The sequence below is a fragment of the Sulfuricurvum sp. RIFOXYD12_FULL_44_77 genome, assembly GCF_001830725.1.
GTDB lineage: Bacteria > Campylobacterota > Campylobacteria > Campylobacterales > Sulfurimonadaceae > Sulfuricurvum > Sulfuricurvum kujiense_A.
In genome coordinates this window covers 1-15,396 of sequence record NZ_MIBU01000025.1, presented here as the reverse complement: position 1 = coordinate 15,396, position 15,396 = coordinate 1, and the positions used below count along the sequence as shown (strand labels likewise).

The 15,396-nt window shown below is 42.8% G+C and carries 13 protein-coding genes; 4 read left to right on the top strand and 9 right to left on the bottom strand.

Features of this window, described 5'->3' with window-relative positions; translation table 11 throughout:
- Positions 1–1,007, top strand: a 1,007-nt coding sequence (locus A2517_RS01270) for a transglycosylase SLT domain-containing protein (protein ID WP_294893556.1), incomplete at its 5' end; no start/stop codon positions are given.
- Here the strand turns inward: A2517_RS01270 and A2517_RS01265 are convergent.
- From A2517_RS01265 to A2517_RS01245, 5 genes are all read right to left on the bottom strand, one after another.
- Entirely contained in the window at positions 916–1,401 is a 486-nt protein-coding gene (locus A2517_RS01265) for a hypothetical protein (protein ID WP_294893555.1), read from the bottom strand. The two genes, A2517_RS01270 and A2517_RS01265, sit on opposite strands and share 92 nt — an antisense overlap.
- 57 nt (positions 1,402–1,458) lie before the next feature.
- Positions 1,459–2,286, bottom strand: a complete 828-nt coding sequence (locus A2517_RS01260) for a GNAT family N-acetyltransferase (RefSeq protein WP_294893554.1) — start codon at positions 2,284–2,286, stop codon at positions 1,459–1,461.
- Positions 2,277–3,392, bottom strand: coding sequence for a homocitrate synthase (locus A2517_RS01255; protein WP_294893553.1), 1,116 nt, complete (start codon positions 3,390–3,392; stop codon positions 2,277–2,279). The genes A2517_RS01260 and A2517_RS01255 overlap by 10 nt, the downstream gene beginning before the upstream one ends.
- Positions 3,393–3,403: 11 nt before the next feature.
- On the bottom strand, positions 3,404–4,819 hold the full coding sequence (gene nifB, locus A2517_RS01250) for a nitrogenase cofactor biosynthesis protein NifB (RefSeq protein ID WP_294893552.1): 1,416 nt from the start codon (positions 4,817–4,819) through the stop codon (positions 3,404–3,406).
- A 153-nt stretch (positions 4,820–4,972) separates the two neighbouring features.
- Entirely contained in the window at positions 4,973–6,586 is a 1,614-nt protein-coding gene (locus A2517_RS01245) for a GGDEF domain-containing phosphodiesterase (RefSeq protein ID WP_294893551.1), read from the bottom strand.
- Positions 6,587–6,779: 193 nt separating this feature from the next.
- Between A2517_RS01245 and A2517_RS01240 the strand changes: the two genes are divergently transcribed.
- Positions 6,780–7,220, top strand: a complete 441-nt coding sequence (locus A2517_RS01240; protein WP_294893550.1) for a hypothetical protein — start codon at positions 6,780–6,782, stop codon at positions 7,218–7,220.
- 11 nt (positions 7,221–7,231) lie between these two features.
- Positions 7,232–7,738 (top strand): hypothetical protein, encoded by a 507-nt coding sequence (locus tag A2517_RS01235; RefSeq protein WP_294893549.1) that lies wholly within the window; start codon positions 7,232–7,234, stop codon positions 7,736–7,738.
- 2 nt (positions 7,739–7,740) lie between these two features.
- Here A2517_RS01235 and corA read toward each other — a convergent pair whose 3' ends face one another.
- Complete coding sequence (corA, locus tag A2517_RS01230; RefSeq protein ID WP_294893548.1) at positions 7,741–8,700, bottom strand: magnesium/cobalt transporter CorA; 960 nt, start codon at positions 8,698–8,700, stop codon at positions 7,741–7,743.
- A 99-nt stretch (positions 8,701–8,799) separates the two neighbouring features.
- Between corA and A2517_RS01225 the strand changes: the two genes are divergently transcribed.
- A complete protein-coding gene (locus tag A2517_RS01225; RefSeq protein ID WP_294893547.1) occupies positions 8,800–10,236 on the top strand; it encodes a pyruvate kinase in 1,437 nt (478 codons plus the stop codon).
- Between the two features lie 9 nt (positions 10,237–10,245).
- On the opposite strand, the gene glgP is transcribed toward A2517_RS01225, so the two are convergent.
- Genes glgP through glgA form a run of 3 tightly spaced genes read right to left on the bottom strand, consistent with a single transcriptional unit; the run spans position 10,246 to position 15,363 of the window.
- Positions 10,246–11,889: an alpha-glucan family phosphorylase gene (gene glgP, locus A2517_RS01220; RefSeq protein ID WP_294893546.1), complete on the bottom strand. Its 1,644-nt coding sequence runs from the start codon at positions 11,887–11,889 to the stop codon at positions 10,246–10,248.
- A gap of 52 nt (positions 11,890–11,941) precedes the next feature.
- A complete protein-coding gene (glgB, locus tag A2517_RS01215; RefSeq protein ID WP_294893545.1) occupies positions 11,942–13,888 on the bottom strand; it encodes a 1,4-alpha-glucan branching protein GlgB in 1,947 nt (648 codons plus the stop codon).
- Positions 13,885–15,363, bottom strand: coding sequence for a glycogen synthase GlgA (gene glgA, locus A2517_RS01210; RefSeq protein ID WP_294893544.1), 1,479 nt, complete (start codon positions 15,361–15,363; stop codon positions 13,885–13,887). The genes glgB and glgA overlap by 4 nt, the downstream gene beginning before the upstream one ends.
- Positions 15,364–15,396: the final 33 nt, after the last annotated feature.

Below are 15,396 nucleotides of genomic sequence, written 5' to 3'. Positions count from 1 at the left end.
AAACCCATTTTTATCTCGGTATCAATGCCCTTAAATATAATCGTGCCGATAATGCGCTGTTTCATTTTCAAGAATCAAAACGAAAAGCATACTCTCCGATGGAGCGGGACAAAAATAGTTTTTGGATCTATCGTATTACCCAAGACGAAGAAGTCCTTAAAGAGCTGAGTGAGAGTCTTGACATCAATATGTACACATTGTGGGCGAGAGAGAAACTCGGTGTTGAGACCCAAAATTATTTCACGACATTGCCGACACCGGATAAAGGTGGATTCAAAGGAGATAACCCGTTTGAATGGAATGCGCTGCACCAAGAGCTTGTCGCAACCCCTCCCGAAAAACTCTATGAGATCATTGAGCGTTATGACGGGGAAGACTCACTTGCCCTCCAAGCCTATATGATTGAGCGTGTCTACGGACAATATGTCCACAATTACACAATGCCGTACGATCAGTATATGAGTGCCCTCACTACGGATCAAAAAGCGATGATGTATGCCCTTATGCGCCAAGAAACACGGATGATCCCTGGGCTTATTTCCCGCTCATTCGCCCTTGGATTAATGCAGATTATGCCCTTTAACGTCGACTCCATCTCTAAAATTCACCCCTTAAAAATCAAATCGTATGATGATATGTTTAATCCTGAATTTAGTATTGCCTATTCGATTGAGCATATGAAACACATCGAAAGTACTCTCTATAATCCTGTACTTGCAGCATACGCTTATAACGGCGGCATGGGGTTTACAAAGCGGTTATTACTCAGCGGAAGCTATTTCAATGCGGGTGAGTATGAACCGTTTATGAGTATGGAATTAGTCTCAAATGCAGAGAGCAGAGAGTATGGCAAGCGGGTGCTTGCCAACTACGTTATGTATAAGAAGATTTTAGGAGAAAGTGTCTCGATTACGGCTATTTTTGATACTTTAACACAACCGAGCCAGTCTGATTATTTTCGAGCCGAAGAGCTAAAGAAGTATTCTCATCCGAATCAAAGCGAATAAAATAGTACCGATTCCAATTATTTTGGATCGGCATAAAAGAACGTCTCGGATCTTTCTCATCAAGCGGTTCGATGAGGGTCGCTTTTTTACCGTTTAGACTTAACTCATACCCGTTGGACTCTAACTCTCTCACTTTTATTGTTCGGTTATCTTTTTCAAAATAGACCGACACGACAAAATTTTCACCCTCATTGTATTTGAGCGGATCTGTTTTGTTGAGATACAAAGAGGAGAAAATCGCTTTGGTCTCTAAAGAGAGGACGATTGAACCGGTGCGCAGCTGCTCTACCGCACGTTCATGTGTCTCATCCATTTTAAAAAGGTCAAATGCCCCCTTTTGCGTACAACCGCTAAAAACCAATATGGCAGATATGGCTATCCATGAAAAACGCATCGTCATCCTTTTAGATCGTATTAGCGGTATTATACGCCAACTCCCCTTAACCGATTTCTATAGTGAAAACGAGTAAATATTTTCAAACTTTATCGGACGTTCTTCGCCGTAACACATATGGATAAAAGACCCTTTTTGTTGGAAGTGATACTTTTCAAACAACGCAACCGTATTGAGATTTCCCAAGGGCACATCGGCAAGCACTTTTTTAAGCCCTCTAAAATAAAGAACCCCCTGCATCATCTTCTCAGCCTCATCTTCAAACCCTACTCTGCATTGCCACGGCCCGAGATAGACACCACGTGCATTGATGACGCTGGAGTGCTGAAAAGAGTTGGGAAGTGCAAATTTAAGGGAGCTGTTACGCTCCATTTCATCCATCATAAAATTCATACGATCTTCACCGAAAGTTTCCAAATCAATTTTGCGAATGGTTGCATCAAAATTCCCGCCGTCTAATTCTTTGGCTTGGGCATTGGTAAAGCTAAAAGGGGGAACTTTTCCGACATTTAAAAACCGCCCCACTTCCATCACACTTTTAAAGCCGTAGCTTTTGAAAAATGGTTCTAGTGCCGGATTAGCATGCAGATACAATGAGGAATGTTCCCCTTTCAATACATCAAATAACGTGGTAAAAAGGCGTTTTCCAATCCCTTGTTTTTGATAACTCGGCTTCACCATGAAATATTTAATCATGGCCGTTGTCTCAAACTCGATTGCCATGACCGCACCGACCAAAACACCCTCGTCATAGGCGCCATAGCATAAATGCGGAGAGTGCATCATCATCAGTTTGACGTGATACCCGTCCAGCAGCCAGCCCGTCTCTTCGGCGATTTTAGTCAGTTCCGCAACATCGGCGAATTTGAGCCACCCTATAAACATATTGCGTCCTGATAAAGGGATTTAAGTTCCAAACTATCGAGAACACGTTTGCGTGACGTAACAATCTCACGAATTTTAGGGAGAAGGTCACCTAATATGGAGTTGTCAGCACTAATCCCCATCCGTTCCAAATGGTAGCGGATCGTAGCACTTCCGGAGTGTTTTCCGATCGGAAATGAACTCTTTAAACCGACCTCTTCCGCTTCATATGGCTCATAGGCATGGGAATCTTTCATCATGCCGCTCGCATGAATACCGCTCTCATGAGCAAATATCCGATCACCGATGATAGGAGCGTTGGAGGCTAGATTGATATTGGCGGCAGAGGCAACACTTTGGACAAGATCACGAAGCAAAAGCGGATCGATCGATCTAGCTTCACCGTAAAGATGTTTGAGGGACATAAGAATCTGCTCGAATGAGGCGTTGCCCGCTCTCTCCCCTAGTCCTATCACCGTCGTATTCATACTGATTGCTCCCGCATCGATTCCACTGAGGGCATTGGCATTGGCTAGACCGAAATCATTATGGGTGTGCATCTCGAGTGGAAGAAGATTCAGCTCACACAACTCTTTTACCGCTTGGTACGTTTGTGTCGGTGTCATAACTCCGATAGTGTCGCAATAACGGAAGCGGTGGGCTCCAAATTCACGTCCCAATTCCATAACATCACGGATAAAGGAAAACTCTCCGCGTGAACTGTCTTCACCGCCGATACAGATAAAAAGTCCTTCTCGTGCTGCTGCACTCACCACAAGTTCTAATTCACGCAAAACTTTTAATTTACTTCCGCCGAATTTAACGCCGATCAATAAATTTGAGATAGGAATTGAGAGATCAACCGCTTTGACACCGCATGACAATGAAGCCTCTAAGTCCTCCATTTTCATCCGATTCCATGTCATCATCCGAGCGTTTAGCCCAAGATTTAGCAGCTCTTTAATATCTTCACGCTCTTTGACACCCATTGCCGCGATACCGATTTCAAGTTCATCCGCACCGCACGCATCGAGAAGTGTGGCAATACGGAGTTTTTCGTCGGTATTGAACGCGACATAAGGAGCCTGTTCCCCGTCACGCAATGTAGTGTCGTTGATGAGCGCCATAATAGGCTCCTTTAATTTACTTCCAACTCTTCTGGGAGGTTGAAATATTTACGGGTCGCTTTGAGTACCGACGCTTCAATCGGTTGGTACGCATACTCTTGATCGGCGACGATTCCTGCTGCCGCGAGATCACCTTGCGGACATCCGCCGATTTTCGCCGTAAGGATCAGTTTGATGTCTTTGAGTCGATCCAAAATCGGCTGAAGCGGATTGGTACCGTCAGGTCCTGCACAGTATTCGGCTTCCACTTTGCGGTGGTGGATAAATCGTATCCCTTTGTCCCCTGCTTCATAGATCAAAAACTCCCGTACGCTTCCGAAGTGCTGATTGATCATCCCCTCACCTGCTGTCGTTACCGCAACGAGAATAGTATTGCCATCAGAGCTGAGTTCTTCTTTCTCTTTGCGTACCCGTTCATTCGCCTGATCGAGGAAGAATCGGAACTCTTCGATTTTCGCCTGAGCCGCTTGACGTGCTTCGAGATCGTATTTGATTTGAAGTTCATCGAAACTGAGCCCTGCAAAGGTGTCTTTGGTAAACTCCGCTCCGCGATCTTCTCCGATAAGCCCTACTGCATCGGCACGGCATTGGCGGCAGTGCTGCATCAGTTTCATATCCATTCCGCACGCCTCTTGTACCGCCATTTGTTCTTGATCCGTTGCACTCGGTACACCAGCCAATGCAAACGCAGTCCCGAACTCCGGTTCGGAGAGGATCGGCATAATGTTATGCAAGAAAACACCTATCTCTTTGAGTTTTTTGGAGACTTCCGGCAAATGTTTGTCATTGATCCCGGGGATAAGAACCGAGTTAGCCTTAATCAAAATCCCTTTTTCGACACATTTTTTCATCCCTTCTAGTTGGCGCTCAAGGAGAATTTGTGCCGCTTCTTTGCCGTAATAGCGTTTATTGTTATAGAAAATCCACGGATAGATTTGACTTCCGATCTCTCCGCTCTCATCGACACTGTTGATCGTGACGGTGATGTGGTCGATATTATGTTCTACCATCTCATCGATATAGGTTGCGAGTTCCAATCCGTTGGTGGAGAGACACAGTTTGAGATCGGGTGCAAATTTACGAACCATCCCGAATGTGTCGAATGTTTTTTTAGGATTCGCCAACGCATCCCCCGGACCAGCGATTCCTAATACACTCATACGCTGAACTTCACCGCCGACGAGGAGCACTTTTTTTGCCGCCTCTTCAGGACTGAGACGCTCTGAGGTTACCCCAGGGCGGGATTCATTGGAACAATCGTATTTACGGTTACAGTAGTTACATTGAATATTACACGCGGGTGCTACCGCGACGTGAATACGGGCATAATGGTGATGTGCTCCCTCAGAATAGCATGGATGATTGTGAATCTTCTCTTTGATGTCATCGGGCATAAAAGCTTCGCTATGGCTTGACGAACAGCTCATGGGGTTCTCCTTGAGATTAAATCAAATGATTTTCGCCTCATCCAGCACACAATCATTTCTTAATGGAGTTAATGCAAAGAGTGTTCTATCGCTTTAAAAAGGAGAATTAAACAAAAATCGACGTTTTTGTAAGGGTATGTAGAATGTTTGACGTTAGATAGTAGGTTTAGGGGTGGAAAAAAGGTAGCCTTGCGAGTAATCAATACCAAGCTCCACCATTTTTCCAAAAATGGCTTCATCCTCAACAAATTCGGCAATGGTCTTAATCCCTTTACGATGGGCAAAAAAGAGGATACTCTCTACGGTAAAAAGGTGGTCTTCATCTTGATTGATATTTTTGATCAGAGAGCCGTCAATTTTAATGTAATCGACATCCAGTTTACTTAAATAGCTGAAGTTGGAATATCCGGTACCGAAATCATCAATCGCGATTTTGCATCCGAACCCTTTGACGGTATGGATAAATTCAACCACCACTTCGTAATTAACGATACCTTCAGATTCTACTATCTCAAATACGAGACGATTCGCCGCAGGTGAAGATTCCAAAATCTGATATAAAAATTCTCTCGTTTCATCGGAAACAATGTCCTGAACCGTAAGATTCAATGAAAATTCGTAATTATTTTTCTCAAATACATCAAATGTTTTTTGGATCATAATTCGTGTCAGTTTGTCATAAAGCTTAGATTTTTTTGCATGCTCTAAAAACCAAAACGGACTTAAAACCGTACCGTTACTCTCCACTAACCGTATCAATGCTTCATATTTGACGATTTGGCGTGTTGACGTGTCAACAATCCCCTGAAAATAGGGAACAATCCGATCTTCTTCTATCGCCGATTTGATTTTATTGATCATCCAAATGTTGTTACGAGTTTTCTCTGTCAAAGCAGTATTGTCATTGAAAAATATCAGTTTAGCCTGTCGCTCTTTAGCCTCTTTGAAAGCCATATGGGCGAGATTATAGACGTCAGAGTACGTTGCATGGGCAACCCCTGATGTGATATTGATGGAGATATCGTGCCCGGCTACATTGTATTTAAAATTTTCTAACTTATTAATGTGCTCGATCATTTGGTCACGCAATGCATCGTCAAACATCCTGCCGACACATATAATGGCAAATTCATCACCGCTGATACGATACAAATAGTCATGACCGGTTGTGTCAAGAAGATGTTGTGCGAAAACCTTTAAAAGGGAATCTCCGATCTCATATCCGAAATAGTCGTTTACCGTCGAAAATCGGTCGATATTAAGGAGCATCAGGGTTATTTCAACCCCTCCTTTTTCCAAATCATTGTACAAAGCGGTCCGATTTTTTAACCCCGTTAAAGGGTCTTTCAGTTGACGCTGAATGATCTCCTCTTGCTTTACCAGCTCTGTGACATCATTACGTGCCGAGATATACTCAATGATATTCCCCTCATCATCAAAAATAGGGGCTATAACCGATTTGACATAATAATCTTTCCCATCTTTGGTACGATTTTTAAATGTCTGTTTCCATACTTTACCTGATTTGATCGTTTTCCATAAATCTTTAAAAAGTTCTTTTGGGTTATCCGGATGTCGTCCTATATTATGAGGTTGCCCGATTAGCTCTTCACGACTGTATCCGGAGATAGCACAAAAAGCATCATTGGCATAGGTGATAATCCCTTTTGTGTTCGTTTTTGAAACAATGGCACTCTCATCCAATACCATCTTATATTGGTCAAGAATTTTGATATTTTCATCAAAATCATTTTTGGCCATATTCATCGGTTGTTCAGGTTTTCATATCGATAATAAATTATTCGCAAACCATCCTCCGTTTTTTATGTCCAATCTAATTTTATACTAACTTTGCTAAATCTCTATGCATCTCAAATTCTAGCTTCCCTTTCATAATTGTTGCATTAACGAATAAGAATATAAATTGCACTTCATATAATGAAATGTGAGGAGTTTGATCATGATCGTTGCTATTCCACTAGATGCGAGAGAACGCGTTTACCATAACAACCCGTGTGCATGTACAAAGTTCTCACTCTATGAAGTGAGCGGCGATCGCAAAGATATACGATATCGCTATATAGAGACCAAGCTCAATCCTTGGGAAAGATATTCCGGAAATATGGTACTCGATCCGAAAATGAAAGCATGCGAATGCGAAAGTACTTTAGCCAAAAATCCCTACCACATCAGCGAACACTACGCACTGCTCGAAGTGATCGGAAAATCTAATATTCTCATTGTCGATCAATATTGTCTCAATACTCTGTTTGCTATGAAAAATGTCGGTATCAAACTCCATAAAATACCCCCGTTTATCAAAACAGCCGCTCATGCAATCGAACATTTCGTTATTGCTTCCGAGATTGCCGAACATCTTCGCTACGTTCATCCCGCATAAAGGTGCCAAAAATGCAGATAACCTATAATACAACCCTCTTGGAGCTCGAAGACACGCCCCTTGATATCGGCTACGCATCGGAGCGAGTCGATCTCAAAAGCAGCACAGGTGAGACCTTTCGTGTCGGAGGACAAAACGGTGCGACGCAGCTCATCATAGCTCTCCCTTTTATCGACGAAATCTCCATTGTTCAACTCAAAAAGATGGATTCTCTCCTCTATGTCAATGCACTTGGAGGAATCACCAAAGCACTCGTTGTGGCTAGCGATACTCACACAATGCCTCCACTTGAAGAGTGGCTAGTAGGCTTTGATTATGATGAGGCATTCGGAGATTATTACGGGGTACGTTTATCCAACAAAGAACTCGCTAAATCGTTGTTTATCATATCCAAAGACGGTGCTGTGTTTTATCATGAAATTTTAAACGATCTCAATGATCCTTTTAGCCTCGATAAAGCTCTGCTCAAAATTGCGGCGGCGCAAAGCTGCTATACCGGAAAAGGGTGTCACGGATAAGTTTATAACCATTTTTTCTTACGGAAATAGACGAGTGGAATAATTCCCGTAATCACCATCAGTCCCAACGAAAACGGATATCCGATATGCCAATCAAGCTCCGGCATAAAGTGAAAGTTCATCCCATAAATACTTGCGACCAACGTCGGAGGCATCAAAACTACACTGGCTACAGTAAAGAGTTTGATAATCTTATTTTGCTCGATATTAGTCTGTGCCAAAAAGAGATTTTGGAGATTATCGAGAGTATTGCCGTCAATGGTAATGAACTCAACCAACGAATTAAGATCTTTCATCATAATCGAGATCTCTTGTTTGATAGGCTGTGAAAGTTTGGGCGATTTGACCAGTGCTGTTAAAATACGCCGTTTATCAAAAACCGATTGACGTACTTTTTGGGTAAATTCCTGCATGGTGGAAATTTTTCGCAGCAAATCAACCGTATGTCCATCCGGTTCCCACAAAAGTTTTTTACGTATTTCATCGGATTCTCTGGAGGCATATTCGAGTAAATCAGCATCTCTGTCGATTCGAATATCGAAGATTTGCATAAAAATATCATATCCCGAAAAAAGCTCTTTCGGATTTGATAACAGCATTTTACTCATCATGTCAAACGTTTGAAGCTCACTATCACGGACTGTAAATAAAATATTGTCCTGCAATACAAAGCTGACACTTTCATTGTAGTGTGATTTTGCATTCTCTACAAAAAAGAAAGAGACAAAAAAGTATGAGTTGATTTTTATGCTTCGGCTATCTTCCCAGTAACGTGAGCTTAGTTCTATCTCTTCACGATCAAGCTTGGTCGGAAGTTTAATATTAAACAATATTTCAATCTGATTGATTTCCTCTTCATTCGGTTGAAGAATATCTATCCAAACAATTTTCTCATGATCATCTATTTTGCTTAAAGGAGTTGTCTCAAAAAAACTCTCGGTGCGTTGATAAATAGCAACCATCTCTACCCTTTTCCTTTTCACAAAATATATTTAACACAGTTACATATATAATACACTAGAATAGCTTCAAGTAGAAAATTTCAATCCTCAGGAGTTACAGTGCATACTCATTCGCTCACAACATTGCTTGAAAAATTACTCGATATGAAAGAAAAGATGTCGCTGGGTCTCAATAAAAAAAATACAAATCTCTCTTTACTCAATATGAAACACTATTTGAACCTTCGCAAGTATGATTTTTCGCAATTGCAAGATAATTTGACTAAAGTAGGATTGTCCTCATTCGGACGTTCTCAAGCCCATATGGAAGCGAGTATTAACGTAGCGATTGAGATGCTTTCTCATGCCTTACAAAAGAAAGTACATCTAGCACCATCACCTCTAAGTTATGAAAAATCGCATGCCATTATGGATAAAAACAGCGAAATATTCTCATCTTCCAGTGATAAAACCAAAATCATGATTACCGTCCCTTCCAATTTTAACGATGACAAAAATTGGTTTAGTAACCTCTCCCGCGAAGGGGTACACCTCTTTCGGATTAATACGGCTCATGATAATCCCAAAGCTTGGAGCGAGATGGCTCAAGCGATACACGAAGTCAACTCAGGTGAAAAAGATTTAAAAATTTATGTCGATCTCGCCGGCCCAAAAATCAGGACTTCTCTTACTAAATCTAAAAAATCTGGAAAACAAAAAAAAATAAAACTCTATTTTGGCGACAAAGTTCTGATTCACTCAGAACACTCCACACAGAAGAAAAAATCAAAGCACTATAGCATAGGGTGCACTCTCGAAAACATAGGTAACCTTGTTAAGATCGGAGATAGAGTATTTGTAGATGACGGTAAAATCGAAATGGTCATTGAAGAGATAATGGGGGAAGATATTGTTTGCGGTGTTCTCACCAACAAAGAATCAGGAAGCACTATCAAAGATGAAAAAGGGATCAACTTTCCCGATAGTAATATTGACATTCGTGCAATTTGTGATCACGATAAAAAGGTATTGCCCCATATTTGTGAATACGCCGACATCATCGGGATATCCTTTGCTCAAACCCCCGAAGATATTCACGATTTGATCGATCAGCTCGATTTTTTAGGTAAAAAAGGCGCAATCACTATCGTAGCCAAAATCGAAACGAAAAAAGGGGTTGAGAATTTACCGCTGATTCTCGAGGAACTTATCAAATACGGCAACTCCGGTATTATGATAGCACGCGGCGATTTAGCGATTGAGATCGGATTTGAAAATCTAGCGTATATGCAAGAGGAGATTTTAGACCTATGCACGGCCGCTCATATGCCTGTCATCTTAGCGACTCAAGTACTAGAGAATAAAATGAAAACCAATATGCCTAGCCGTGCCGAGATATCCGATGTTGCCTTCGCCCATAAGGCGGAGTGTGTTATGTTGAATAAAGGAGATTACGCCCTAGAGACGATCAAAATCCTAACCACCATTTTCAAACAAATGGATTTGATCTTCCGTAAAAACAAACTGCTCTATAATCCAAGCTTCCAGTGGAAGTAAGTGCGTGTTTTAGTGGTTATACATCTTCACATAATATTCATGGGCCATACGACCTGAATCAAATGCAGGGATTACATCCGCCATCGCACTTTTCATCATTTGAACCCAATGTTCCGGTTTATCGTAATACATCGGGATAATCTCATTTTCAAGCATATCCATCATATTCTTGTTATCTTCATCGTCTTGTGCTTCGATCGGTCGATTATGATCGATAGGAGGGATAGTAAATGAATTAATCGTATGTTTGGCAAATTCCGGGTGCCATCCATCATCGGTAGAGAAATGGATAGAGCCGTTCATACTCGCAGTCATGCCGCTTGTCCCACTCGCCTCTCGTGATACACGCGGAGTATTAAGCCATACGTCTGAGCCTTTTTTGAGCATACGGGAGAGATCAAGCTCATATCCGACCAAAACCGCCATATTCGGATAATCATGGCTAATATGGATCAATTCGTTAAAAACATTGATCGCATTAGTATCAAACGGATAGGGTTTACCTGCCCAGATAATCTGAACCGGTTTTTCAGTACGCTGTAGAAGCTTTTTAAATCGAGCAAAGTCGTATTTAATAAGTCCGGGACGTTTATATTCCGCAAATCGACGTGCCCAAACGATAGTCAGTACATCAGGATTAAACACTTTACCCGTCTGATCGGCTACAACGGTGAACAAAGTCCGTTTGAGATGTTTTTTACGACTGATGATTTCATAGTCTTCATGCTCATCCAATGCCGCTAACAGCTCTTTATCGGTCCAAAAACGTCGGTTTTGTGCATTTGTGACATGAATAATTTCGGAGCGCCCTTCGCAATCTTTCCACATACGATTCGCCACTTCTCCGTGAAATTTAGAGACTCCGTTTGTAATTTTTGCAGAACGTAATGCCCCTACGGTGAGATTAAAGTTTTGCTCATTTTCCATTTTCATAATGGAACGAACCGTATCCAATTCTAAACCGTTGAAAAAACCGAACTTATGGAGCAAATCGATATTATGTTGCTCATTTCCGGCATCTTCAGGAGTATGCGTTGTAAAGACAACCCGTTTTTTGACTTCATCCATATTTTTGTATTTATCATACAGCTCAAAAACAAGTGGCAATGCATGCCCCTCATTCATGTGATAGATATCAATTGTTTGCTTAAGTGATTCGAGAACCTTAACTCCGCCGATCCCCAAAATAATCTCTTGTGAAATACGGGTCTCTTCATTTGCATCATAGAGTTTATGAGTAATAGTACGGGCAAGAAAATCATTTTCTGGGATATCAGTTGAGAGCAATATTAACGGGGCGGAGCTGAAAACATCGGGAGAGAGGTAAAAAGCTTTGACATACACCTCTTGGGAGTGGATCATTACTTTCGCTTGAATACCCAAATCTTTGAGAAAATAGTAATGTTTTCGGACAAATTCCGCTTTTAAACTCCGATCAGGGCTACGCGTTTGATCGTAATAACCGAAACTCCACAAAATACCGACACCTACGACGTTTTGACGCAGATCATACGCACTTCTCATATGAGAACCGGATAAAAATCCAAGCCCACCCGAATAAATTTTAAGCCCTTGATGGATAGCAAACTCCATCGAAAAATAGGCGATACTCTTTGTGTATTTCGGATCGTATTCGTAATCGTGTAATATCATGATCTCTTCTTCTTACAAAATGGGGTATCTATGCAATAATTGTAGCAAGTTCTTAATGATTTTTATCTGCATTTCGTTTGAGATACAGAACACCTAATGGGGGAAGGGTCAGTGTTAACGTATAAGGGCGTCCGTGCATCATCCTCTCCTCCGATTTTATCGGCCCTGTATTGCCGATATTCCATCCCTCGTAATAGTGCGATTGGGAATTGAAAATTTCAACATATTCCCCCACATACGGTACACCTAAACAATAGTTTTCTCTCGGTTGATCGGCAAAATTGCACACCACATAGATATTTTCATCGGGGATATCGCTTTTTCGGATAAAGCTAATGCAATTATGGCTGTAGTCACGATCGTCAATCCACTCAAACCCTTCACGTTTTTCATCATACAGATGCAGTGCACGCTCATTTTTATAGAGTGCATTCAGATCGGAGACCATTTTGTTTAGTCCGCTATGGAGAGGATATTCCAAAAGATGCCAATCCAACGAGCGTTCAAAACTCCACTCTGCAAATTGGGCAATTTCACCCCCCATAAAGAGGAGTTTTTTACCGGGATGTCCCATCATATATGCATACAATGAGCGTAAATGAGCAAATTTTTGATTCGTGTCACCGGGCATTTTGTTGATGAGGGAACCTTTCATGTGAACAACCTCATCATGACTCAGAGGGAGCATAAAGTTCTCATCAAACCCGTACCACATACTAAAGGTGAGTTGATGGTGGTGGTGCTGACGATAGATCGGATCGTAACTCATATATTTGAGTGAATCATGCATCCACCCCATACTCCATTTGAATCCAAACCCTAGCCCACCGACATCAACCGCTCTCGTCACCATCGGGTAGGCGGTTGATTCTTCGGCGATCATCAAAATATCGGGAAATTCTCCGTAGGCACTGATATTGAGTTGTTTTAAAAACTCTATCGCCTCTAAGTTTTCATTCCCACCGTACTGGTTAGGGATCCACTCCCCCTCTTCTCGTGCGTAGTTGAGATAGAGCATCGATGCAACCGCATCGACACGTATACCGTCAATATGATATTTCTCAAGCCAAAACATGGCCGAGCTAATCAAAAATGATTTGACTTCGTTTCGTCCGTAGTTGAAAATGATACTTCCCCATTCAGGATGATACCCCTGACGCGGATCATCGTGTTCATACAAAGAGGTGCCGTCAAAATTGATCAATCCATGCATATCAACGGCGAAATGGGACGGTACCCAGTCCATAATCACTCCGATACCGTTTTGGTGGAGTGCATCAATGAGATACATCAAATCCTGCGGTGTTCCGAAGCGTGCCGTAGCCGCAAAATATCCGACCACCTGATATCCCCATGAACCGAAAAACGGATATTCGGTAAGGGGCATAAATTCGACATGGGTATAGTTCATCAATTTCAGATACGTTACCAGTTCAACGGCGAGTTCGCGGTAGGTGAGAAAACGGTTCTCTTCCTCGACTTTGCGTCTCCAAGACCCCACGTGCATCTCATAGACACTAACGGGTGCATCATGGGCATTGTAACGATGTCGCTCACCCATCCACTTCTCATCGCCCCAGCCGTATCCCTCCAAACTCCAAACCCGTGACGCCGATTTCGGAGGCTCTTCGGCATAAAAACCGAACGGATCACTTTTATCATGGACGATATTATGAAATTTGGAGACGATGTGGTATTTGTAGGTAAGCCCCTGCTCGACTCCCGCAATAAACCCTTCCCAAATTCCCGATTCATCTTCACGTAACTTCAGAGGGTGTAAACCCGTATCATAATGGTTGAAATCTCCCCGTACGCTGACGTATTGCGCATTCGGTGCCCACACCGCAAAATAGACCCCCGTTTTCCCCTCATGCACCATGGCATGTGATCCGAGTTTATCGTAGAGTTTGGTGTGATTGCCTTGTTTAAACAGATAGATATCAAGCTCACTCAGTCTTGACACTTCATACGTTATAGGACAGTGTTGGATACTATTCATTCTCCCCTTCTCCCCGCTTTAATACGATAGTAAAGTGCTTCATACTCTTTTGCCGCTCCATTCCAATCAAATCGTCTCTCCATCGCATTACGCTGCATTTGCGCAAACCCTTGCGCATCATTGTACCACGTATACACCGCCCACCCTACGGTATTGATCAATGCATCCGGTGTCGCATCGTAAAATTTGAACCCTGTGCCATGATAAGCATCATTTCCGTAATTTTCAATCGTGTCATCCAACCCGCCCGTAGCTCGAACGATAGGGAGTGTTCCGTAGCGCAGAGAGTAGATTTGGTTTAAGCCGCACGGTTCAAACAGCGAGGGCATCAAGAACAGATCGCTCCCTGCTTCGATTTGGTGCGCCAAATCGTTACGATATCCGATATAACAGCCGAATTTATGGGGATAGCGTCCGCAGATATCGCTGAAAAAATGTTCCGCCCATTGTTCTCCCGCACCGAGAAGGACGATTTGTATCTCCATCTGCATCAGTGCGTGAATCGAGTGGACAATCAATTCGATCCCTTTTTGTTCTACTAATCGTCCCACTAGACCGATCACGGGAACATCATCGCGCTGCGGAAGTCCAAAGGTGCTCTGCAAGGCACGCTTACACACCTTTTTCCCCTCCATCGAGTCACACTCGAAGTTCTGCACAATAAAGGGGTCCACTGCAGGGCTCCATTCGTCATAATCGACACCGTTGAGTATCCCCTGAAGCTTATAGGCGTTCGTCTCAATTAATCGCTCCAATCCCCATCCAAACTCGTGAGTCCGTATCTCCTGCGCGTATTTTCGGCTCACGGTACTGATAGCATCGGCATGAACGATCCCCGCTTTGAGGAGATTGACCCCATCATACTCTTCGATCTCATCGGCATTAAAATGTTCCCATCCGATATCCAAAATATCCATAGCCCCTTTGCTAAAGTGACCTTGATGCTGAAGATTGTGGATGGTTAAAAGCGATCCGGTATAGGCGAAATCGCCATCATAGGCATAATGGGTGTTAAGCATCATCGGTATGGCAGAGGTATGCCAATCGTTTGCATGGATGACATCGGGATGAAAGCGGAGTTTTTTGGCAAGCTGCATCACGGCACGGGAGAAAAAGATAAACCGTGTGTCGTTATCCAAATAACTAAATCCATTCTCTTCATACAATCCGCCGCGACCGAAAAATCCCTCATGCTCGATAAAATAGACCGGAACATCGGTGCCGGGAAGTATTCCCTCATAGACACCGGCCCACAGTTCTCCCAATGCTCCCATCGGGACACCAAGAGAACCGTGCATCATTTTAAGGGCGTATTTTTCACGATCCACACTGTAATAGCGCGGCATAACGAGTCGAATATCATGTCCCAAAGCTCGAAGTGCTTTAGGGAGCGCTCCGGCGACATCCGCCAACCCGCCGCTTTTAGCAAACGGAACAACCTCTGATGCGGCCATTAAAATATTGAGTTTATCCATGATCATCCTCCAACAATTTTGCCCCCGCTAGCG

Coding starts and splice junctions, on each gene's coding strand:
- A2517_RS01265 (WP_294893555.1), bottom strand. CDS start 1,401: ATGCGTTTTTCATGGATAGCCATATCTGCCATATTGGTTTTTAGCGGT.
- A2517_RS01260 (WP_294893554.1), bottom strand. CDS start 2,286: ATGTTTATAGGGTGGCTCAAATTCGCCGATGTTGCGGAACTGACTAAA.
- A2517_RS01255 (WP_294893553.1), bottom strand. CDS start 3,392: ATGGCGCTCATCAACGACACTACATTGCGTGACGGGGAACAGGCTCCT.
- nifB (WP_294893552.1), bottom strand. CDS start 4,819: ATGAGCTGTTCGTCAAGCCATAGCGAAGCTTTTATGCCCGATGACATC.
- A2517_RS01245 (WP_294893551.1), bottom strand. CDS start 6,586: ATGAATATGGCCAAAAATGATTTTGATGAAAATATCAAAATTCTTGAC.
- A2517_RS01240 (WP_294893550.1), top strand. CDS start 6,780: ATGATCGTTGCTATTCCACTAGATGCGAGAGAACGCGTTTACCATAAC.
- A2517_RS01235 (WP_294893549.1), top strand. CDS start 7,232: ATGCAGATAACCTATAATACAACCCTCTTGGAGCTCGAAGACACGCCC.
- corA (WP_294893548.1), bottom strand. CDS start 8,700: ATGGTTGCTATTTATCAACGCACCGAGAGTTTTTTTGAGACAACTCCT.
- glgP (WP_294893546.1), bottom strand. CDS start 11,889: ATGATATTACACGATTACGAATACGATCCGAAATACACAAAGAGTATC.
- glgB (WP_294893545.1), bottom strand. CDS start 13,888: ATGAATAGTATCCAACACTGTCCTATAACGTATGAAGTGTCAAGACTG.
- glgA (WP_294893544.1), bottom strand. CDS start 15,363: ATGGATAAACTCAATATTTTAATGGCCGCATCAGAGGTTGTTCCGTTT.